The 20,704-nt window shown below is 34.9% G+C and carries 22 protein-coding genes; 6 read left to right on the plus strand and 16 right to left on the minus strand.

What is annotated here, in order from left to right:
- The first annotated feature begins 18 nt into the window (after positions 1 to 18).
- The 6 genes from ACFSJT_RS04055 to ACFSJT_RS04080 all read left to right on the plus strand — a co-directional run bounded on the left by ACFSJT_RS04055 (position 19) and on the right by ACFSJT_RS04080 (position 4,298).
- Entirely contained in the window at positions 19 to 1,257 is a 1,239-nt protein-coding gene (locus ACFSJT_RS04055) for a hypothetical protein (protein WP_378318941.1), read from the plus strand.
- Positions 1,245 to 1,559: a hypothetical protein gene (locus ACFSJT_RS04060; protein WP_378318942.1), complete on the plus strand. Its 315-nt coding sequence runs from the start codon at positions 1,245 to 1,247 to the stop codon at positions 1,557 to 1,559. Before ACFSJT_RS04055 ends, ACFSJT_RS04060 begins: the two co-directional genes overlap by 13 nt.
- Positions 1,556 to 2,020, plus strand: coding sequence for a PulJ/GspJ family protein (locus ACFSJT_RS04065; protein WP_378318943.1), 465 nt, complete (start codon positions 1,556 to 1,558; stop codon positions 2,018 to 2,020). The genes ACFSJT_RS04060 and ACFSJT_RS04065 overlap by 4 nt, the downstream gene beginning before the upstream one ends.
- 2 nt (positions 2,021 to 2,022) lie before the next feature.
- Positions 2,023 to 3,153 (plus strand): type II secretion system F family protein, encoded by a 1,131-nt coding sequence (locus ACFSJT_RS04070; RefSeq protein WP_378318944.1) that lies wholly within the window; start codon positions 2,023 to 2,025, stop codon positions 3,151 to 3,153.
- Positions 3,154 to 3,297: 144 nt separating this feature from the next.
- Positions 3,298 to 3,681 carry a hypothetical protein gene (locus ACFSJT_RS04075; RefSeq protein ID WP_378318945.1) on the plus strand — a complete coding sequence of 128 codons (384 nt, stop codon included), beginning with the start codon at positions 3,298 to 3,300 and terminating at the stop codon, positions 3,679 to 3,681.
- 71 nt (positions 3,682 to 3,752) lie between these two features.
- Complete coding sequence (locus tag ACFSJT_RS04080) at positions 3,753 to 4,298, plus strand: hypothetical protein (RefSeq protein WP_378318946.1); 546 nt, start codon at positions 3,753 to 3,755, stop codon at positions 4,296 to 4,298.
- A gap of 30 nt (positions 4,299 to 4,328) precedes the next feature.
- Here the strand turns inward: ACFSJT_RS04080 and ACFSJT_RS04085 are convergent, their stop codons facing one another.
- The 16 genes from ACFSJT_RS04085 to ACFSJT_RS04160 all read right to left on the minus strand — a co-directional run bounded on the left by ACFSJT_RS04085 (position 4,329) and on the right by ACFSJT_RS04160 (position 20,650).
- Positions 4,329 to 4,865: a pyridoxamine 5'-phosphate oxidase family protein gene (locus tag ACFSJT_RS04085; RefSeq protein WP_378318947.1), complete on the minus strand. Its 537-nt coding sequence runs from the start codon at positions 4,863 to 4,865 to the stop codon at positions 4,329 to 4,331.
- 55 nt (positions 4,866 to 4,920) lie between these two features.
- Entirely contained in the window at positions 4,921 to 5,325 is a 405-nt protein-coding gene (locus ACFSJT_RS04090; protein WP_378318948.1) for a DUF2452 domain-containing protein, read from the minus strand.
- Positions 5,322 to 5,600, minus strand: coding sequence for a TIGR03643 family protein (locus tag ACFSJT_RS04095; protein WP_378318949.1), 279 nt, complete (start codon positions 5,598 to 5,600; stop codon positions 5,322 to 5,324). The genes ACFSJT_RS04090 and ACFSJT_RS04095 overlap by 4 nt, the downstream gene beginning before the upstream one ends.
- A 2-nt stretch (positions 5,601 to 5,602) precedes the next feature.
- On the minus strand, positions 5,603 to 7,090 hold the full coding sequence (locus tag ACFSJT_RS04100; protein WP_378318950.1) for a cryptochrome/deoxyribodipyrimidine photo-lyase family protein: 1,488 nt from the start codon (positions 7,088 to 7,090) through the stop codon (positions 5,603 to 5,605).
- Positions 7,080 to 8,612, minus strand: coding sequence for a cryptochrome/photolyase family protein (locus ACFSJT_RS04105; RefSeq protein ID WP_378318951.1), 1,533 nt, complete (start codon positions 8,610 to 8,612; stop codon positions 7,080 to 7,082). Before ACFSJT_RS04105 ends, ACFSJT_RS04100 begins: the two co-directional genes overlap by 11 nt.
- A 2-nt stretch (positions 8,613 to 8,614) precedes the next feature.
- Positions 8,615 to 9,916 carry a DASH family cryptochrome gene (locus tag ACFSJT_RS04110; RefSeq protein WP_378318952.1) on the minus strand — a complete coding sequence of 434 codons (1,302 nt, stop codon included), beginning with the start codon at positions 9,914 to 9,916 and terminating at the stop codon, positions 8,615 to 8,617.
- A complete protein-coding gene (locus ACFSJT_RS04115; protein WP_378318953.1) occupies positions 9,909 to 10,052 on the minus strand; it encodes a DUF2256 domain-containing protein in 144 nt (47 codons plus the stop codon). The genes ACFSJT_RS04110 and ACFSJT_RS04115 overlap by 8 nt, the downstream gene beginning before the upstream one ends.
- Before the next feature lie 280 nt (positions 10,053 to 10,332).
- Positions 10,333 to 10,989: a ligase-associated DNA damage response endonuclease PdeM gene (pdeM, locus tag ACFSJT_RS04120; protein ID WP_378318954.1), complete on the minus strand. Its 657-nt coding sequence runs from the start codon at positions 10,987 to 10,989 to the stop codon at positions 10,333 to 10,335.
- Between the two features lie 15 nt (positions 10,990 to 11,004).
- Positions 11,005 to 13,467, minus strand: coding sequence for a ligase-associated DNA damage response DEXH box helicase (locus ACFSJT_RS04125; protein WP_378318955.1), 2,463 nt, complete (start codon positions 13,465 to 13,467; stop codon positions 11,005 to 11,007).
- Entirely contained in the window at positions 13,468 to 15,093 is a 1,626-nt protein-coding gene (locus ACFSJT_RS04130) for an ATP-dependent DNA ligase (protein ID WP_378318956.1), read from the minus strand.
- Complete coding sequence (locus ACFSJT_RS04135; protein ID WP_378318957.1) at positions 15,090 to 16,115, minus strand: ligase-associated DNA damage response exonuclease; 1,026 nt, start codon at positions 16,113 to 16,115, stop codon at positions 15,090 to 15,092. The genes ACFSJT_RS04130 and ACFSJT_RS04135 overlap by 4 nt, the downstream gene beginning before the upstream one ends.
- A gap of 51 nt (positions 16,116 to 16,166) precedes the next feature.
- Positions 16,167 to 16,469, minus strand: a complete 303-nt coding sequence (locus ACFSJT_RS04140) for a hypothetical protein (protein ID WP_378318958.1) — start codon at positions 16,467 to 16,469, stop codon at positions 16,167 to 16,169.
- 110 nt (positions 16,470 to 16,579) lie between these two features.
- A complete protein-coding gene (locus tag ACFSJT_RS04145; RefSeq protein ID WP_378318959.1) occupies positions 16,580 to 16,750 on the minus strand; it encodes a Lacal_2735 family protein in 171 nt (56 codons plus the stop codon).
- 29 nt (positions 16,751 to 16,779) lie between these two features.
- The gene (gene folE, locus ACFSJT_RS04150) at positions 16,780 to 17,484 is read right to left on the minus strand and encodes a GTP cyclohydrolase I FolE (protein WP_378319535.1); all 705 of its coding nucleotides are present in this window, start codon (positions 17,482 to 17,484) and stop codon (positions 16,780 to 16,782) included.
- A 262-nt stretch (positions 17,485 to 17,746) separates the two neighbouring features.
- Positions 17,747 to 19,684 (minus strand): OmpA family protein, encoded by a 1,938-nt coding sequence (locus ACFSJT_RS04155; RefSeq protein ID WP_378318960.1) that lies wholly within the window; start codon positions 19,682 to 19,684, stop codon positions 17,747 to 17,749.
- Positions 19,685 to 19,705: 21 nt separating this feature from the next.
- A complete protein-coding gene (locus ACFSJT_RS04160; protein WP_378318961.1) occupies positions 19,706 to 20,650 on the minus strand; it encodes a PorP/SprF family type IX secretion system membrane protein in 945 nt (314 codons plus the stop codon).
- Positions 20,651 to 20,704 lie beyond the last annotated feature (54 nt).

The raw sequence follows: 20,704 nt of genomic DNA on the forward strand, positions 1-20,704 counted from the left end.
AAAATAAAAGCACAGGCCATGCAATTTGCATTGTTAATCTCGGTACTTATCGCCTTGCTATTAAGTGCTTTTTTACTACTGACTCATGTGCAGTCATTTTTTAGGATTAAGTCTGGTGAACTAATTGAAGCCACAGAAACGGCAACCCTGCAGATCCTGAAATCTCTTGAAGAAAACAATATCTCTCAAGACACACTAGTGGTAAAGGAAAGTGATCAAACAAAAAAAATGATTGCTAATTATCATGGGGTGTGGACCAAAGTATTTTCAGAAATTACCGTTCGTAACCAAAAAATAACAAAAACTGCTTTTATAGGCTCTGCTTTTCAAGAAAAATCTCCCAATCTGTATTTGGCCAATACAAATTCCCCCTTGGTTGTAGTAGGAAATACGCGATTAGAAGGTAACAGCTATTTACCAAAACAAGGAGTAAAAGCCGGAAACATTTCAGGGCATTATTATCAAGGTTCTGGTCTATACTACGGTAATGTTTTCCAAAGTAAAGAAATATTACCAAAGCTTGATGATTATTGGATTTCTTATATAACATCTCTTACCAAAGGGATACTTATACGTGAAAAAAATAGTATTGCTCTAGCTGGTGATCTAAAAAACTCATTCAATAAACCCTACAAAATTGTCTATAGCCCTTCATCAATTGTCTTAGGTGATGAGAAAATAGCAGGAAACGTAATCATTCAATCAGATACAAAAATAGTAGTGCATCCTACTACTTTGTTAGAAAATACACTACTTGTTGCCCCTCATATTATCATAAATGACGGTGTGAAAGGAAATATACAGATCGTTGCTTCAAAAAAGATAGAAATTGGTAAAAACTGTCACTTATCATATCCTTCATCAATAACGCTTTTTGATCAAACCAAGACCCCTAAAATGTCAAATAGTTCATCTCTTCAAAATCGAGAAATAAATTTTGTAATAGGTAAAAATACCTTGATAGAGGGGTCTGTGATATATCTGCCAATACAAACCAAAAAACAAGATCGCATTAAAACAAACCTCAAAATCGAACCAGGAACCGAAATAATCGGTGAAATTTATTGCCAGGGTAATATAGAGTTTCAAGGAACAATAAGAGGCTCCTTGTACACCAAACAATGTATCGCTAATCAATCGGGATCGATATATCTAAATCATATTTACAACGGTAAGATTTTAATCAACCCTATACCCGATTATGCTGGATTGCCATTTGTCAACTCTAAAAATAAGATTGCGAAATGGCTTTATTAAAAAAAATACGTGCCGCTACCTTGATTGAAACCTTAACGGCTTCAGTATTGATCATTATTGTTTTTATGATTGCCAGTCTAAGTTTCAATAATATCTTCAATAACCATGTTAAGCGAGACCATGGCACTATTCAAAACCGTATAAAAGAGTTAGAATATCTGATACACCATCAAAAAATAAAAATACCGTATACCGAAGATTTTGCGGGATGGGATATTCAGGTCATATCTCAAAAAAACGCGGCTTTAATTACATATAATAAAGAAGGAAAAGGACTAACCAAAGTAGTATACACCAAATGAGACTCAAGAATCGTACAATAAAAGCTTTTACCCTTACCGAAGTCATGGTGGTCCTGGTGATTTCGGCAATTGTAGCTGGTTTGGCTTTTTCGGTATTGGGAATTGTACAAAGCAATATGCGTAGTATTGAAGGAAATTACAGATATCAATCTGAAATACAATCGTTGGAAGTGTCTCTAACCATCGACTTTAATAAATATACCAACGCCACCTGGAATCAGGAAAAAGAGCAATTAGCTCTATTTTCTCCTATAGCGCAAAAGAGTTATCAAATTTTTAGCGACAGCATTGTTTCGAATACAGATCGTTTTTTGGTAACACCAAAGAGTAAAATCTTTTATTTTGAAGGAGAGCAAGTACATTCAGGAAGAATTGATGCTGTAAAGCTTACTTTTGATAAAACCACAGATGTACATCGTATTTTTGTGTTTAAACGCAATGATCCATCTATTCATTTCTGATTATGGGAATAAAAATTGTCAATACCAAAAAACGAAAAACAAAAGAAAGTTCCTTTGATATTTCTGAAATATTAACCAAAGAGATCACCTTGTTTGGTAATGCTTTTAATAGTAAGAAAAAGGAACAATGGTATGCAGAGCTAAGTGTGCTGTTGAAATCAGGTATTGATCTCAAAAGTGGGTTAGAGTTGTTGTCTGAAACCCAAAAAAAAGAAAAGGATCGTCATCTGATGTCTTTGATGATGTCTCAGCTAATCGAAGGAAATTCTTTCTCTGAAATTCTGAACAATAATAAGAGCTTTACAGATTACGAATACTATGCAATCCGTATTGGAGAACAAACAGGACAACTAGCACAAATTACATTAGAGCTTAGCGAATTTTACAAACGTAAAAATGATCTAAGAAGAGAGATTATTTCAGCCCTTACCTACCCGATTATTGTTTTATGTACCGCTTTGGTAGTTATTTTTTTCATGCTTCGCTATGTGGTACCCATGTTTGTAGATATTTTTAAACAAAACAAAGTAGACCTTCCCGGGATTACTGAAGGGATTATTGGGTTTTCAAACTTTGTTGGTAAGTATGGTATATTACTTTCCGGAATAACACTTTTGGGAATCGTGTGTTTAATTTTTATTTCTAAAAAAAGATGGTATCGAAAAATACTGGGAAGGATGCAGCTTCGAATCCCTATTTTAGGAAACTATTTCAGAAATATATACATGTCACAATTCACACAGGCTCTTTCACTTCTTACCTCAGCAAAAGTACCTATGGTAGAAAGTATTGATTTGGTAAAGCACATGATTAATTTTTATCCGCTACAAGAAGGATTGCATCAAACAAATGTTGCCGTAATTGCAGGAGGTAAGTTAAGTACGTCTTTTTCAAAGCACCCTATTTTCGATAAAAAAATGATTGCCATGATTCGCGTGGCTGAAGAAACCAACCAGACTGAATTTATTTTTCAAAAGTTGAATGAGCAGTATAATCAACAGGTAAAACATCAATCTCAAGTAATTTCTAATGTCCTCAATCCACTTTTAACAATTCTGGTTGGGCTCATAGTAGGTGTGATTTTAATAGCCATGTATTTGCCAATGTTTAGACTTAGTAGTGTGATTGGCTAAAAATTGATTTGACTCATAACAAAAACTTTCAATACTGTTTTAGGGGTTTATTCCCTGTGTATAAAAAAAATAAAATACTTACATTTACTTATCCGTTCAAATTAGCCAGCTTGTGATAAAAATTCTTAACACAAAAAACAACGCATGAAAAACGTGAACACCAATACGATCTTACAGATTGTCGCTCTTTTATTTCTGGTCATTATTGGATATATGTCGTTTAGTTCTGGATCTAAATGGGAAATCATTGAGCAACAATTAAACATTACCCAACAGGAACTAAAAACTTCTGAAGAGACACTAAAAACAACTAAGGCAGCATTAGAAAACTCCAGAGAAGAGTTTGAAAAAATGAGACTGCAAAAAGATCTTCTCATTCATAAACGGGATTCTTTGATTTTTGATTTTAAGAGAAAGAACGCCAAAGATTGGGAGGAATTACAACGCATTAAAGACTCTATAAAATTTACAAATGATAAATTAGCCGAAGATAAAGCGTTAATAAATAGTCTTTTTGGCATAAATTAATCTATAGCAACGTTATACTACATATACATAGTGTTTTTGTGGTATATCAATTATTTTCAATTCACAAAATCATGAAAAACTTATTCTTCTTTCTTTTAGTATTCGTCATTTCTATTTCCTTTGGACAAGATATCGACGGGCAAAAAGTTATTGAGATCCCTGAATCTTATGCAAACCGTCAGGGAGAACCTCTTACCGTAAAAAAAGATAGCCTATATGTATTTCGCACACCAAATATTTATTTAGTAAATGCCAAGTCTTTTCTTGCGATTAAAAATGTCTACTTAAGCACTCTTGAGCAGGATAAGATGACCAAATCATTAATAGAAAAATATACAGAGACTCTTGGTAGAAATATAGAGCTTGAGCGTCAGTTGAAAATCAATTTTAAGACCTCAGACAGTTTGGATTTAGAAGTTTATAAAAGGATGCAAACTACACTAGCGAATACCGAAAGAGCTTTGGATTTTACGTTAAGCAGTCTGGAAAAAGCCTCAAATAGTCTTGAAATTGTGGAGAAGAATGCAAAGCGTCAACGTAGAAAAAGTACTTTCGAAAAAATACTTTTTGCTCTTGGCGGAGTTGGAATTGGCGTGCTAGTAGGAGTTTCATTATAGATTTTTGCGAGCAAAACACGCTATTTGGCTCTAGATACCAGTTTTGAAATTATCAATACTCAAACTGTTTCTTTCTTTGTGATATTCTTTAAGTCGTTCTTCACCTTGTTTTTCTGCCCATGATTTAAGAACCGTTCTTTCTTCTTTAAACTCCATAATCGGAACGGCATAGCCACAAGAAGTTTGAACATTTTCTACTTCTATTTCTACAATTTGGCGCGCTCCCATGATTTTAGGAAAGAGGTCAATATAAGAATGATATGCTGCGTCACGTTCATGAAATATGGTAGCCTTTCCATACAATCTTAAAATCAAAGGCTTTCCTTCAAAGGCACAAAACATAATTGTTATTCTGTTATTTTTAAGAAGGTGAGCTGCTGTTTCATTTCCACTCCCGGTAAGATTAAGCCAAACCACTTTATTTGGTCCCAAAACCCGAAAGGTATCCATCCCCTTTGGTGAAATATTCACTCTTCCTTCTGCAGCGGCTGTTCCTACAAAAAAGATTTTTTGATTAGCAATAAATTCGGTTAATTCTTCACTTATTTCAGTAAACATTTTTGCCATTTGTTCAAATTTATTCAATGTATATTACCAAAAATAAGAAGAATTGTAAACTCGTTTATACACTTTTCCACATTTTATCAGCGTTAAGACGAAAACTACCTAAATGATCAAAGCTACATTCTGCAGGAGCTATAATGGATAGAAATGGCCTTTCTTCTTTATTTTTATAGAGATGATAAACTTCACCAACAACAGGTTCAAAATTAAACTTTGCACTATATACCAAATTATTATATTCAAATTCTTGGATCAATGCATCATATTCTTCCTTTAACTCATCATATTTGGCCTTAATTTGTTTATTGACTTTATGAATATTTGCATTTTTCCAGGCAACCGTATCATTTGTCGTAATCGCTGGAGCAGCCAAGTCTGTTGCGTATGGCTTTAATGAAGCATCGTATTGTTCATTGTCTTCATTAAAAACGATATAATCTGGTTTTTTCTTTTTAGCACTCATCTTTTTGAAATTTTATTATGAGTAATTTGTCGTTGTCTTGAGCATTTAAATCTACCATCTTCAAATGAACGTTTCTTAAGGTGTTTCGTTTTGCGACCTTGTACACGTTTTCTCCACATTCTAAAACTGGAAGCTTTCATTTCGCGCCGCATCAGATGAATTACCTCTTGCTCTTTTAAGCCAAACTGCATTAAAATAGCATCAAATGGTGTACGGTCTTCCCAGGCCATTTCTATAATTCTATCGATATCTCTTATTGATAATTCTTTCTTCATTTCTACTCTAGATTTTTTCTATTAGGTAAGGTATGTTTTTTTAAAATACGTTTGCTTTCTTTTTTTACCAAAGGATCATCCTTCATTTCCCAAAGTGTATCACTGGCTCTTTTGCGACTAGCATCGATATCAACTATTGGAAAAGGGTAGTCTTCACCTAAAGTTATATTATTAAATTTTTGATCCAATAGGGTCATCTTATAAGGTTCGTGGATAAACTCAACAGGAACATTACGCAATTCAGGAACCCATTTCTTAATAAAAATACCATCAGGATCGTGTGAAATACTATTCTTTATGGGGTTATAGATTCTTAGTGTATTAATTCCTGTTTCTCCTGCCTGCATCTGCAGCTGTGGAAAATGGATTCCTGGTTCGAAATCTAGAAACAGGCTTGATAAATATGCACTGGCTTCTTGCCAGGGTTGCCATAAATTATGGGTAAAAAAAGAAACTACCATAGCCCGCATTCTAAAATTGAGATATCCTGTTTCTTTAAGACAGCGCATACAGGCATCTACTAAGGGATATCCTGTTTTTCCTTCTCGCCAGGCAGTTTGATACTCCTCAGAAACTTTTTTCTTTAATTTATGATATCCTTTATTGATGCTTTCGAATTCCATAATTTCTTCCATCTCAAACTTTTGAACAAAATGTACTTGCCAGTAAAGTCTGGATACAAAAGCATCGATTTGTCTTTTATTTCCTGAAATTTTTCTGAATTCCATTGCGTATTGCCAAACCTGACGAATTGATAAATTACCCCAGGCTAAATAAGGAGACAATCTACTACACCCTTTCCGGGAAAGTTCTGGTTTTGAAATATAAAAGCTGTAATCTTTATATCGTCCTTTATAAAAAAAAGAATGTAAATATTTCATCGCCGTTGTAGTTCCTCCTTTTTGAAAATTAGAAGTCATTGACACCCCTAAATCTTCTAAACTAAAGACCTTTTCTACTTCCTGAATGGTTTGAAACGGAATAAAACTGTTTTCTTTGGGATGAAATTCAAATTGAGGCATAGACATGTACCGCTCGCAATCTTTGCGCCAGCTATTTCGGTTATCCAGACCTCTGGATATTCCATTATTGCCATTTTCTTTCCAATTGATCAGGTTATTTCTACAAAAGGTTCTAAAATTCTTGTCTCTATCGTACGTTTTTTTAATTCCCGTTTCCTGATGAGAAAAAACAGTATCGATCTTCCAGAATTGCTGTAGTGTTCCAAAAGCTTTTATAACTTCAGAAGACACACATAACACTTTGGTATTAAAAGAAATCAACTGTTCATTAATATCCTGTAAAGATTGCTTAATAAAATTCCAATGACGTTCACTATAATGAATATCTTCTTTTAAAGAATTTTCGAAAACATATAATAACAATATCGGCTTGCCGGATTCTAAAGCATTCTTTATCGCCTCATTGTCCTGCAATCGTAAATCTCTTTTAAACCAAACAACATTTACAGTCTCTTTTTTAATATTCATCGGGGCTTTTAATTATATCATTCGCTCTTTTTTTGAGAGCTTTCAATTTATCTTTATCCATTTTATGCAGCGTACTCATCATCATATTCATACGCTGGTTATCTTTAAAATGTTCTTGTTTTTCGTCCAAAAAATTCCAATATAGTGCATTAAAAGGACAGGCATCCTCCTCAGTCTTTTTAGATACTTTGTAATGACAATCTTTGCAATAATTACCCATTTTGTTAATATAACTGCCACTAGATACATAAGGTTTAGTAGCAATAATACCTCCATCAGCATATTGGCTCATCCCTCGCGTATTCGTGATTTCTACCCATTCGATCGCATCAATATAGACTCCCAGGTACCAATCGCAAACCTCATCTGGGTGAATCATCGTAAGTAATGCATAATTACCGGTAATCATTAATCGTTGTATGTGGTGCGCATAGGCGTCATCCAAACTTTGTTTGATAGCATGATGTAAACAATTCATTTTAGTATTCCCTGTCCAATAAAATTCGGGCAACTTATTTTGATTATCCAATCTGTTGCTACGTTTGTAGCCGGGCATTTCTTTCCAATAAATTCCTCTCATATACTCTCTCCAACCAATAATTTGCCTTACAAATCCTTCAACCTGAGAAATATCGATCTCGTCCTTATTATCTCTCCAGTGTTCAATAACAGCTTCAACCACTTCCATAGGATGCAACATTTTAGAGTTCATAGCAAAGGATAGGCGACTATGAAACAAAAACTTTTCTTCGGTGTGCATGGCATCTTGATAATCTCCAAAATGAACTAATAGATGTTTACAGAAATAATTTAAAACAGACAAACAATCGGCTCTGGATGTTGGCCAATTGAAATTATCGGGATCAATGTTTCCCATAGTTTCTACATTGTGGTCTGTAATCATATTTATAATTCCAGACACATCTTTTCTAAAACCTCTTTCGTGTGGAATATCATGCTTGCCCGTCCACTTTTTGCGATTACTTTGATCAAAATTCCATTTCCCTCCTTCGGGATCTTTATCGTTCACCATCATAATGTCGTACTTCTTCCGCATGTGACGGTAGAAATACTCCATTGTGTATTGTTTTTTTCCCTCATAAAACTCAGCTAGCTCACTTCTGGAAGTTAAAAAGTGCTCTGTATCATAAACTTCCGTATCAATATCCAGATTGCCGCAGAATTCTTTTAATTGTTTATCTAATCGATATTCATCAGGTAATTGGTATTCAAATTTTTCAGCATTTTTATCTTTTAGGATCTTTTTAAGATTTTTAGTGAGCTCCTGCTCATTATCTTTATGATCAAGTTCATAATAAACCACTTGATGACCTCTTTCGTGCAACCAATCTTTAAAATTGCGCATACTTTGAAAAAAAGCAACCACTTTCTGTATATGATGGCGGGTATAATCGGTCTCTTGTCTCATTTCTGCCATGAAATAGCATACCTTATCATCGGTATCTTTAAACCATGAGTGTTTTTGATTAAGCTGATCGCCAAGAATGAATCGTACTGTCATCGTTAAAATAGTTTTGATTGCAACCAGAGATTTTGATATTTCTGCTGTGGATCGTATCGCTCTGCTTGTGATTTAATATTAAATTTTCGATCTCTTGGGTCATTGCCTACTCCAGCAACATATAACCAATTTCCATAATTGCTATGTACATCGTAATCTATCAACATAGACTCAAAATAGGCAGCCCCTATCCTCCAGTCTAGTTCCTGTTCTTTAGCAAAAAAGGAAGCCACATTCTGTCTGCCTCTGTTGCTCATCCATCCTGTATATTTGATCTCCAGCATATTTGCATTTACAAATGGTTCTGAAGTTTCTGCGTTGATCCATTGATCCAGCATTTCTTCATCAGTTTTCCAACCATAATCCTTTTGAAGAATTCCTCCTATCCTAAAAATATGATTACCATGCTTAAGCGAAATATATTTGAAAAAATCTCGCCAGATGAGTTCAAAAATTAGCCAATAGGTAGAATCATTTTTGGTCACCTGCTGTTCGTACTTCTTTATTTCGTGATATATTGTTCTTGCAGATATGCTTCCGTTTGCCAGCCATGCTGAAAGTTTGGAGCTGTAATCTTTCCCAATGAGTCCATTTCGGGTTTTTTTGTAATAGGAAAGCTTCTTGGTATCCCAAAAATATGCTTCAATGCGCTTTAGCGCTTCGTTTTCACCCCCACAAAAAGGAAACGCAGTTCTACTATCTTCGGCAAAATCCTCAAATCCTAAATCTAATACTATTGGGAGTTCGGTAGTATTCTCTACCCTATTACTTTCTGGAAGCTTCTCAATTGTAATTTGGGGCCTAACAGAAACGTATTTTTCACATTTCTTCCTGAAATTGGTAAATACCTGAGGAATATTCTGAATATCGAAAGGGATATCTTCTGGATGAAACAGAAATTGATCAAAATCCTCATGCCAGGTTACACCATACCTATCGATTGAGTTTTTTGCCGCTTCAGATACATCCGTTTCTTCCTTTGTCCATTCTTTTTGTGTGTAGACATTCGATATATTTCGGCCTTCAAAAAACTGAGGCATCACATCTTCGGGATACTGCTGATATACAAATAAAGGAATATTAAGTTTTTCTAAGTTCAGTTTGAGAGCAGTAACTGTTTCTAACAAAAACTTAGCACGGTATTTTTCTGTCTTTTTGAATCCAAATCTGTCATTGTCATAATGCCTGGGATCAAAAAAATAGATGGCTAAAACCTTTTCATTTTCTGCAATAGCTTTGTGTAACGATATATTATCCTGACAACGTAAATTATTTCTAAACCAAACCAGTCCTGTATTACTCATGAATTTGTTTCTTATTCCGTTTACAACGTTCACTACAGTATTTTACCTCATCCCAACTGCGTGACCACTTCTTTCTCCAATTAAAAGGTTTTTTACATACTAAACATATTTTTTGAGGCAGATGAGACTTCTTCATAACATGAAAATGTTTAACAAATTTATTAAATCATTAAACAAAAAAGAAATAACTAGGAAAGGTTTAACAGATTTTGAAGGATAAATTAACTTAAACCCGTTTTATGCATTAGAAAATCCCCGCCTGCCTATCCGAACCATTAAGGCGGGCAGGTATTACAGCTTCCAGCTACTGCAAAATATAGCACTACGCTACATTTTTAAATTTAACCGTAGCGATGCTATGCTAAAATTTAGAAAATGTCATATTTTATGGCATCTGAAAGCTTCATTACGAAGTTCTAATGCATAAAACGGGTTAAATCGACTTGAATCACTTCGTCTTCGGTAATCACGAATACTTCGTCATTTTCACTGGGAGTCATAGTATAATTACCTGTAAACGCTCCAAATGCGGGTAAAATTAATTGTGTAGGCGTTTTGAAAAAACACGGTATCGATAAGGATTGCCTACCTGATCCTTGCAAGCGTATCCCGGGATGAATATGTCCAGAAATGGTGAAGACATGTTGTCTTTCTTCGGGAATATGGGTGAGTAGAACAGCACCTATTTGCCATTCGGACGTAATATGTACATTTACTTCTTCGTATTTCAAAGGAGAAATGATATCATGATTTCCTGTAACCAAAACAACTTTTGCCGTTATATTTTTAATCCATTCTGAAAATAATAACCATTCTGAATTGATAACACTGTGAAACAGATCTCCCAAAAAACAAAGCACTTTAGGTTCAAAGTGAGCAATAGTTCGGTCTAGTTTATCAAAATTATAAGGTATTGCAGATTGCGGTACAGCACTGCCATGTTTTCTAAAATGTGATACTTTTCCAAGATGAACATCGGCGATAAGGAGCATTTCGGTTTCATGCCAATATAATGCTCCGCTTGGGTGAAGCGTAAATGTTTGATAATGGTAGGTAATTGTTCTTGTCTTCATTATACGACCACAAAGCTATGATTTTTCTAATTGTATGGTCATTTTTCTAATGCGATCTGCCAACTTTTCCGAAGAAAGTTTTTCTCGCAATCGATCTGTAATAATAGGAAACGAAAATGGAGTTGGTTTTTGGCAGCGTTTCCAAAGGATGGTTTGTGTAGAGATACGTTCCATAGCCAACTGTAATCTTCCTTCTTCTAATTGATGCTCAAAAGTTTCTGTAAAGGCCTGTTGGAACAACAAATTATCAGGTTCATATTCTTTGAAGACATTAAAAAGTAATTGAGAACTCGATTGAAGATGCTTACTTTTTAATAATTTATCGGGATATCCAGTAAATACCAATCCAGAAATTACGGCAACATCTCGAAATTTTCGCCTGGCCATTTCTGTTGCATTTAAGCTTTTTCGCAAATCGCTGCTTAAAAAGTCAGTAGTAAACAAATCATTGTCCAATACCTGCTGCATGTCGATTTCCTGATCAGATAAGAGTTCAAAACCGTAATCATTAAAGGCAATAGAGAATGTAATTGGTGAAAGTAAACTTATTCGACAGGCCAGTAAACTGCCCAGGGCTTCATGTACAAATCGCCCTTCAAAGGGATAAAAAATAGCGTGATATCCTTCTCGCGTTTTAAAAGTCTCTATTAAAAACTGTCCCGGACCAGGCACAATGCTGTCTTGTCTTTGTTTTTCAAAAATATGATTTAGAGCATTGAGTTCTCTCGATTTTCCTGACGTTGAATTGGCCAGATACATCTCTTCTCTTAATAATTCACTCATTTCTGAAGAGAAACTCATACGACCTCCCATCCAGCTTGGTACTTTTGCTGTTTTTTTATTTGATTTTCTTACCAATACCTGCATATTCTTGACTTTGAACAACTCTAAGTTACGCCCGGCAAAAGTAAATACATCGCCTGGTTTCAATTTTGAAACGAACCATTCTTCTATCGATCCCAAAAACCCGCCTTTCATATATTTCACGGTTAAAATCGCATCACTTACAATAGTACCTATTTGTAACCGATGTCTCATGGCTACTCCTCTACTATTTACTTTAAACTTGCCATCAGCTTCGATTTCTACTTTTTTGTATTCGTCATAGGATTGCAAACTTTGTGCACCCATAGTAATGAAATTTAAAACCCATTGATATTGCTCTTTGGTTATAGACTGAAAACAAAACGTACTTTTAATTTCAGGAAAAATCTCTTCAGGAAAAAAACCATTAGAAACCGCTAGTGTAGTGAGATATTGCACCAATACATCATAACTATTCAAATACGGCACTCTATCTTCTACTATCTTATCTTTTACTGCCTTTTGTAATGCCGAAGCCTCGATAAGTTCTATAGCATGTGTAGGTAAAAAATAAATGACACTTTCTTTACCAGGTTGATGCCCGCTGCGACCTGCACGTTGTAAAAACCGGGCTACTCCCTTAGGTCCACCAATTTGGATGATTGTTTCTACCGGTGCAAAATCTACTCCCAGATCAAGACTCGAAGTACATACTACGGCCTTTAATTGTTCATTTCTAATCGCATGTTCTACCCAAATTCTGGTTTCTTTATTTATGCTACCATGATGCATAGCAATCTCACCTGCAAATTCTGGATGCTTTTCTAAAATCTTTTGAAACCATATTTCGCATTGTGATCTGGTGTTGGTAAACAGCAACGTTGTTTTACTTTTATTGATAATAGGAATGACCTCTTCTAGTAAATGCAACCCCAAATGCCCGCGCCACGGAAAGGTTTCCATTTTTTTAGGGATAATAGATTTAACCTTTATTCTTTTTTTAATGTTGGCTCTTATTAATGTTGAATTCTCAAAAGCAGAAGAGTCAGGGCCCAACAGAACTTGTCTCGCCTGATCCAGGTTACCAATTGTTGCTGAAATACCCCAAATACGCAGCTGAGATGCTATTGTCTTTAATCGTGATAATGCCAATTCTGATTGGACGCCTCTTTTGCTACCTAAAAGTTCATGCCATTCGTCAATAACAATAGCGGTTACATTTTTAAAAGTTTGGTCATACCCTTTGGAAGCTAACAAGAGATGTAAACTCTCTGGAGTGGTAATTAACAAATCGGGCATTTTTCTTTTTTGAGCAGCTCGCTCTTTTTGATCGGTATCTCCTGTACGTATCCCGACGGTGAGTGGAACGCCAATACCCTCGACAAAACGTTCTGCAGCCTGTTTGATCTCAATCGAAAGTGCTTTGAGTGGAGTAATCCAAACTGCTTTAAGTCCTTTTTTATGTTCTGAAAGATAATCTGGATTTTTTCTAATGTACTCTAGAACTATAGCCACCCAAAGTGCATAGGTCTTTCCGCTACCCGTAGGAGCATTCAACAATCCATTTTTTCCTTGCAAAAAGGCAGTCCACACTTGTTTTTGAAAAGCAAAGGGTACCCAATTTTGCTGTTCAAACCAATTGATCGCTATTTGTTGAAGATCGTTTCTATTCATTTATTTATCTGCTGAAGGGATCATAGCCTTTAAATCGTCCAAGGTATTGGCTTCTTCTATTTTTTTGTCTTGTCTCCATCTTAAAATACGGGGGAACCGTGTAGCAATGCCACTTTTATGTCTTTTTGATAATGCAATTCCTTCAAAAGCTATTTCGAAAACGAGCTCAGGCGTTACACTTCGAACCGGGCCAAATCGTTCTAGGGTATTTTTTTTGATCCAGGCGTCGACTTTTCGAAATTCTGCATCGGTCAATCCAGAGTATGCTTTGGCAAAAGTTACTAATTCTTTGTTATCTTCATTCCAAAGAGCAAATGTATAATCGGTAAAGAGATTGGATCTGCGGCCATGGCCTCTCATTGCATACGTAAGCACTGCATCGATTGTTAAAGGATCAACTTTCCATTTCCACCAATCTCCCTTTTTTCTTCCTACTTGATATGCAGAGTCTTTTCGTTTCAACATGAGGCCTTCACTTCGTTTTTCACGTGATCGTGCTCTTTCTTTTTCAACATCTTCCCAAGAATCAAAATACATTTTTTCTGATAAGTGAAATGAAAAATTGTTTTTAGATTCCAGATCAAGTCTGGAATGACAGTCTTTATAAAGTTTTTCTAATACTTCTCTTCGTTTAGAAAAAGGTAAATGGCGTATATCATTTCCCTGCCATTCTAATAAATCATATGCTTTTAGAATTACCGGTGTCTTCTCCAACAAGGCTTTAGAAACTGTTTTTCTCCCTATTCTGGTTTGAAGATCGTTAAAAGTTCCTATTTCTCCTTCGGGAAAAGGTAAAATTTCACCATCAATTACGGTACCATCGGGTATTTGATCGACAAACTGATGAAACTCTGGATATTTATCGGTCACCAGCTCCTCTCCTCGACTCCAAACAAAAATTTCTTTACTTCTAATAATGACTTGTGCCCGTATTCCGTCCCATTTATGCTCTGCACTCCATGCATTCACTTCTCCTAAATCAGAAACTTTATCTTCGATTGCATAGGCCAAATAAAAAGGATACGGTTTGGACAAGAAATCTGATGCCTTTTCTTCGAGAATCAAATCATGAAAAGAGATCGTATTGGGATCCCAATTCCCCATTAGCTTATATGCTAAGACATCTTCATCTATTCTTGTAGCCTTGGCTAGCGCTCTGGTCATTAATTTTTGACTTACGCCTATTCTAAAACTACCTGTGATTAGTTTAGTAAATACAAATCGTTCATAATAATCGAGTTTTTTCAGATTATCAAGCAGATATTCTTTTTTTTGAGTATCGTCTTTCTTCTTTAAATCTATTATTTCTTTTAAAAACTGTGTCAACGTTTTTTCTGTACTTTTTTCAGAAGGAGGTGCAACTAATGCAATAGTTTCTGCCAAATCTCCTACAATATGATAAGATTCTTCAAACAACCATAGCGGAATATTCGCTAACTCTGAAGCCCAAGTTCTCAATAAAGTTGTATTTACCGGCCGTGGAGGTCGCCGATGGGAAAGTATAGCGATGGTCCAAACCTTATCGGTGTCTGGAGCATTTTCAAAATAAGATGCCAATGCATCAACCTTTACATTGGTTTTGTTTGTGCTATCTAATTTTTTGATTAATTCTGAAAAAAGCTTCATACACTATCTTCGATCTCTTTTTTGGTTTCAAGTTCGGCCAACTCCCCTTCGAACTGCGTTTTTTCGGTTCGCGCATCATAACCCAATTCTCTGAGGTAACGTGAGAAAATATCAGTATACCCATGGGTACTAATGATTTTTTCTGCTCCTGTTTCTGTGATTGCGGTGAGTAAACCTTGCCAATCACAATGATCAGAAAGCACAAAACCTTTATCGATTGCCCGACGTCGGCGTGCCCCGCGAAATGTCATCCAACCACTTGCGGAAGCAGTCTCATACGGCACCATTTTTCGAATCCAGGTGCTTCCATGGGCACTGGGGGGTGCAAGTACTATATTTCCTTTAAGTCCTTCTTTTTTCGTTTCTCTGGTAATTAACGTGGTTTCGGGAAAATCGACCATAGGACGAATTACTTTGGTCATGTTTTCGATAGCTCCATGCGTATAAATTTTCCCAATAGAAGCATCTAGATGTTTTAATAACCGCTGTGCTTTGCCAAGTGAATATCCAAAAAGCACAGAAGTTTTTCCTTCAGCTTTATTAGATGCCCACCATGAGTTTATATCTGAAAACACTTCATCTTGTGGAGTCCATTTGAAGGCAGGCAGGCCAAAAGTACATTCTGTAATGAATGTATGACATTTTACAGGTTCATAAGGTACAGAAATCCCATCATCTTCTATTTTATAATCTCCTGTAAACACCCATACCTCTCCTTTGTGCTCAACTCTTATTTGAGAGCTTCCTATAATATGACCTGCAGGATAAAAAGAAAAGGTTACATTATTGATGGTGAATGTTTCTCTGTATTCTTTACCACTTACATTAATTTCTCCTAATCTATGTTTGATGATTGGTACATTCGTAGTATGCGTAATATATTGTTTATGACCCCAACGACTATGGTCGGCATGACCATGCGTAATAATAGCTTTATCTACAGGGCGCCAAGGATCGAGGTAAACATCTGCCGCTTCACAATAAATTCCGTTTTCATTAAATACGAGAAGTGGCGTTTTCATTTTTAATTTAAAATTAATCGATTTATAATCGAAATATTTGCTCTAAATCATTTAAGATGAGTATTGAAAAAAGCTTATTATAAAAATCGCTGTCCATAGTATCGTGCGTAACCAATTCTTATAAGTCAATTTATGTAATGAATTACGATCAACAATACCAAATGAAATATCGTTATGAATTGGTACAAATTGAAGAAAAGTAGATCCCCACGTCATCATAACTAAAACTAAGCTAATAATGTTAAGGAAAGTTAGATCTCTGAAAACTTGTACGATTACCAAACTTAACTGACCAATCATTAATGGCATTACTACTATAGCAATTCTATTGATATATTTTTTATGCCATCTCATTAGATCTTCCCTTTTATACTCAGAAAAACTGGGATAAATAACGAGTTGTACTATCCAAATTAAGACAAGTAATCCAAAATCGAAAAGTAATCTTATAGTTTCAAACAAAATTAATGGCTTTTTAAAGCTTCAATTTTTTTCAAAATTTCCTCTGCCTCTGCATATTTTTTATCGCTTTCTGTGCGATTAATACTTGACAACTCATGCCATTGACCCATCAATTTTTCATATTTTTTTTGTAGTACCTCTATCTCTGTTTTCTTTTTGAATAATCCGAACATAGCTTTAGTTTTTTAGGTAACTCTTTAAATTAATCATTGAGATAATTTTGTAGCTCTGCTATTTTAGCAGGTGTATTAAAAACTCCACCATAATATGAGGTAACAGTAGCCGATGACTCATCTTTTATACCTCTCGAAGATACACAGAGGTGTTTCGCATCAATAATAACCGCAACGTCTTCTGTGTTTAAAGCTTGTTTTAATTCGAGAGCAATTTGATTTGTTAAACGCTCTTGCACCTGAGGTCGCTTGGCAAAATATTGCACGATTCTGTTTAGTTTTGATAGGCCAATCACTTTTCCAGAAGAGATGTAAGCCAAATGAGCTTTTCCAACGATAGGTACAAAATGATGCTCACAATTAGAATAAAATGTAATATTTTTCTCTACCAGCATTTGCTGATACTTATATTTATTATCAAATAAAGCAACTTTGGGCTTGTTTTTTGGATTTAGTCCAGAGAAGATTTCATCAATATACATTTTTGCGACACGATTTGGAGTCCCTCTGAGTGAATCGTCTGAGAGGTCTAATCCCATCACATCCATAATTTCAGCAAATAATTCTGCTATTCGTATCTTCTTATCATCATCAGACATTTCGAAAGCATTTTGCCTTAAAGGTGTATCAATACCCGTATACATATGATCATCTCCTATCTCTTCGTCTGTAAACCCGTTTACATATGAAGTACGACCATTATACTTTATTTGGGTTCCATTTTCAATTTCCATAGCATTTTTTTTCATAGAAATCAAAGCTACGAAATTGTTTAACAATTTATACTAAACATTAAACAAAAATTAACAAATGTCTTTAAAAAATTATTTTATTGGTAATACTTGATTAGAAGAATTAACCATAAGGGATCTCTTAATATTTCAAGTGAATTTTTGGTTTTATACTAAGGTAATTTTCCTATACTTTGACGAGACAGATACTGGTGCTTCATAACAATTAATGTGAATAAATCATACCTATTTTCTTATGAAAAACTTAGTTATTTATGACAATAAACTCGCTTCTCCTGTTCAATTGATGTTTTTCTTTACTACAAGGTATATTATTAGCACATTCATTTTTCAATCTAGTTTCCCCATACCCTTTACCAGTTATTCTGTTAGGTTTAATACCTTTCTTTACAATATATGCTACAGTAGCAGAGGCCCTTTTGTTAGAAAGCCAAAGGTTATACCAATCACCAGCTGTACTATCTGTATGTGATCTAATTTCTATTGAAACTAATGGATTTTCGTTTAGGAAAGTCACTACTTTATCTAATTCAATTGCCGCGTCTTTTCTTATATAATATTTATTTGAATTGAAGTAAATAGGATTCAGTTTTAAAGTTTCGGCCAAGTCGGCACCAACTTCCACAAGCTTGGGTAATGCCAGTAATTCTATCTCCTCATAAAAATCAGGATTGTTCTTGTTGAGTTGTGCAATTGTATTTTTAGGTTTATATCCATCGGTTGTAAATATTAGGTCATAGATCTTTTCATTACAATTAATATCTTCAATAATAAACTTACCGTCAGAATCGGTATATATGTCAAATAAAACCTTTCCAATACTATTTACAATATTGGTCTTTATATTTGACAGAACTTCACCAGTTTCTTTATCTTTCACTAATCCTCGTATTCTTCCACTACATTTTTCTATCAATGGGCTTGTTTCTACAAAGCCATAGATATCATCATCTCCTGTTCCTCCTGGGCGGTTTGAAGCAAAAAAACCTTTGTTCGTATCTTCATCTATAATAAAAGTGACATCATCGGCATAACTATTTATTGGCTCTCCTACATTATATATGGTACTATTATATAATTCTGTTACAAATATATCTAATCCACCAAGTCCCAAATGACCATCTGACGCAAAGTATAGTTTACCACTTTTACTAATAAAAGGGAATGTATCTCTCCCCTCTGTATTGATTTCCGGACCTAAATTTTTTGCTTTACCATAGCGATCCTCAGAGATTATATCTACAACATACAAATCTGATGATCCCATACCTCCCGGTCGATCGGATACAAAGTATAATTTATCCTCACTTGGACTTAAAGCTGGATGCCCTACAGAATAGTGATCACTATTAAAAGGAAGTTCTCTTACTTTTGTCCATTTACCGTTACTATTGATTGTAGCCTTAAAAATCTTTAACCTGTTAACGCTTATTGAATCTTTTCCAAATTTTTGTTTATGAAGATTATTCCGGGTAAAATAGACCGTCGATCCATCTTTGGTAAATACCGAGGTAGATTCATGCAGTCTAGTATTAATTCTTCGAGAAAACTTATCTGTTTCTGACGTATTAAGATTTTCCTTATTACTTATATAAAGATCGAGATAGGAATGGTTTGTCCACTTATTTTTTTTATCAGTAAACGTCCTATTACTTCTGGAAGAAGAAAACACGAGTTGATCTTTGAAAAAGGAAGGGGCAAAATCAGTATATATTGAGTTTTCCTTAAATTGGATCAGCTCGTATCTTCCCTTCTGAAGAGCTATGTCACTTAAATAGTCCGGGTTTTCTACTAGACGATTAATCCTACTGTCATTTTCAACCTGGTTTTTGATAATCATCATAATCTCATCTGCCGAATCATAGCTTTTTAAATATTTTAATGTCTGGGCATATCGAAAATAATACTCTAATGGTAAAGCCTCATTCGAATCAATCATTTCTTTATACCATTTAGAAGCATTTTCCATATCGGAGTTAAAATAATAACAATCCCCTAATTTTTGATATACCTCGGTTGTTGCCTTTCCATTCCTAACAATAGATTCATAAATTGATTTTGCCTTTACATACGCAAATTTATCGTAGTTATTGTTCGCCTTTTTTAGTAATCTATCCTGAGAATTGCTATAATAACTATTCATCAGGAACATTAACAATACTATTTTGACAGATACTTTCATTTCAATTAGGTATTATAAGGGTTAAAAGAATCTAGGATAAACAATTCTGTTGTTTTTAAAAATTTCAAATCGTAGGAAAAACTCATAGGATCCAGCATTGAATTCTGTATTACCAAGTTCTGTGGTTTCCCAATCATAAGCAAATCCCATAGAAATTGCGTCAGAAATTTGAAATCCAACTAGCCCACTTAAAGCAGCGTCCCATCGATAAGCGACCCCCATAGTAAACTTATCATTTAGTAAAAAATTAGCAGATAGATCTACTTGTAACGGTGAACCATCTACTGCCTTTACCAGAAAGGCCGGTTTAAATTTTAGAGATTCACTGAGATCGAAAACATATCCAGTAATGAAATAATAGTTAATTCGTTCTTCTGCAAAAAATGAGGATGCTCTATTATCACTAGACGATTCATCAAAATGTTCGGTCTCCAATAAATTTGGCGCAGAGATTCCGAGATATAATTTTTCGGTATGATAATAAACTCCTACACCTACATTTGGAGAAAACTTGTTGTCAATGTTGGTGTCTAAAAGAATATCAGAATTAGTATATTGATTAAGCTCATCAAGATTTACGTCTAATAAATGTCCTCCTCCTTTTACCCCAAATGCCAACTGCCCTTGATCGGAAGTCTTTATAGTGTATGAAAAATCAATATCAAAATATGTTTCTTGTGTTGGGCCTATTTTATCATTGATAATAGAAAGTCCTAATCCTACCTTGTTAGATGCTCCTATAGGAGAATGCACACTTATTGTTTGTGTAGCAGGAGCTCCACCAATTCCCACCCATTGGTTTCTGTATAAGCCAACAATACTAATCGCTTCTCTAGATCCTGCATATGCTGGGTTAACACTTATGGTATTGTACATATATTGAGTATACTGTGCGTCTTGTTGTGCAAAAATATCGGCCAGCAACAGCAGGAAGCAACCAATAGTTAATATGTAAGTTTTTCTCATGATTTAAAGGGTTATTTTGTTTAATCAGGAAGCAGAGTTTCTACTCCCTGATTG

Origin of the sequence: Aquimarina celericrescens, assembly GCF_042682765.1 — a bacterium.
Taxonomy (GTDB): domain Bacteria; phylum Bacteroidota; class Bacteroidia; order Flavobacteriales; family Flavobacteriaceae; genus Aquimarina; species Aquimarina celericrescens.

Coding starts and splice junctions, on each gene's coding strand:
- ACFSJT_RS04070 (WP_378318944.1), top strand. CDS start 2,023: ATGGGAATAAAAATTGTCAATACCAAAAAACGAAAAACAAAAGAAAGT.
- ACFSJT_RS04080 (WP_378318946.1), top strand. CDS start 3,753: ATGAAAAACTTATTCTTCTTTCTTTTAGTATTCGTCATTTCTATTTCC.
- ACFSJT_RS04110 (WP_378318952.1), bottom strand. CDS start 9,916: ATGAGTAATACAGGACTGGTTTGGTTTAGAAATAATTTACGTTGTCAG.
- folE (WP_378319535.1), bottom strand. CDS start 17,484: ATGGAAATTGAAAATGGAACCCAAATAAAGTATAATGGTCGTACTTCA.
- ACFSJT_RS04135 (WP_378318957.1), bottom strand. CDS start 16,115: ATGAAAACGCCACTTCTCGTATTTAATGAAAACGGAATTTATTGTGAA.
- ACFSJT_RS04125 (WP_378318955.1), bottom strand. CDS start 13,467: ATGAATAGAAACGATCTTCAACAAATAGCGATCAATTGGTTTGAACAG.
- ACFSJT_RS04130 (WP_378318956.1), bottom strand. CDS start 15,093: ATGAAGCTTTTTTCAGAATTAATCAAAAAATTAGATAGCACAAACAAA.
- ACFSJT_RS04090 (WP_378318948.1), bottom strand. CDS start 5,325: ATGAGTGCTAAAAAGAAAAAACCAGATTATATCGTTTTTAATGAAGAC.
- ACFSJT_RS04065 (WP_378318943.1), top strand. CDS start 1,556: ATGAGACTCAAGAATCGTACAATAAAAGCTTTTACCCTTACCGAAGTC.
- ACFSJT_RS04055 (WP_378318941.1), top strand. CDS start 19: ATGCAATTTGCATTGTTAATCTCGGTACTTATCGCCTTGCTATTAAGT.
- ACFSJT_RS04085 (WP_378318947.1), bottom strand. CDS start 4,865: ATGGCAAAAATGTTTACTGAAATAAGTGAAGAATTAACCGAATTTATT.
- ACFSJT_RS04095 (WP_378318949.1), bottom strand. CDS start 5,600: ATGAAGAAAGAATTATCAATAAGAGATATCGATAGAATTATAGAAATG.
- ACFSJT_RS04160 (WP_378318961.1), bottom strand. CDS start 20,650: ATGAGAAAAACTTACATATTAACTATTGGTTGCTTCCTGCTGTTGCTG.
- ACFSJT_RS04145 (WP_378318959.1), bottom strand. CDS start 16,750: ATGTTCGGATTATTCAAAAAGAAAACAGAGATAGAGGTACTACAAAAA.
- ACFSJT_RS04105 (WP_378318951.1), bottom strand. CDS start 8,612: ATGACAGTACGATTCATTCTTGGCGATCAGCTTAATCAAAAACACTCA.
- ACFSJT_RS04060 (WP_378318942.1), top strand. CDS start 1,245: ATGGCTTTATTAAAAAAAATACGTGCCGCTACCTTGATTGAAACCTTA.
- ACFSJT_RS04075 (WP_378318945.1), top strand. CDS start 3,298: ATGAAAAACGTGAACACCAATACGATCTTACAGATTGTCGCTCTTTTA.
- ACFSJT_RS04155 (WP_378318960.1), bottom strand. CDS start 19,684: ATGAAAGTATCTGTCAAAATAGTATTGTTAATGTTCCTGATGAATAGT.
- ACFSJT_RS04115 (WP_378318953.1), bottom strand. CDS start 10,052: ATGAAGAAGTCTCATCTGCCTCAAAAAATATGTTTAGTATGTAAAAAA.
- pdeM (WP_378318954.1), bottom strand. CDS start 10,989: ATGAAGACAAGAACAATTACCTACCATTATCAAACATTTACGCTTCAC.
- ACFSJT_RS04100 (WP_378318950.1), bottom strand. CDS start 7,090: ATGAATATTAAAAAAGAGACTGTAAATGTTGTTTGGTTTAAAAGAGAT.
- ACFSJT_RS04140 (WP_378318958.1), bottom strand. CDS start 16,469: ATGAGATGGCATAAAAAATATATCAATAGAATTGCTATAGTAGTAATG.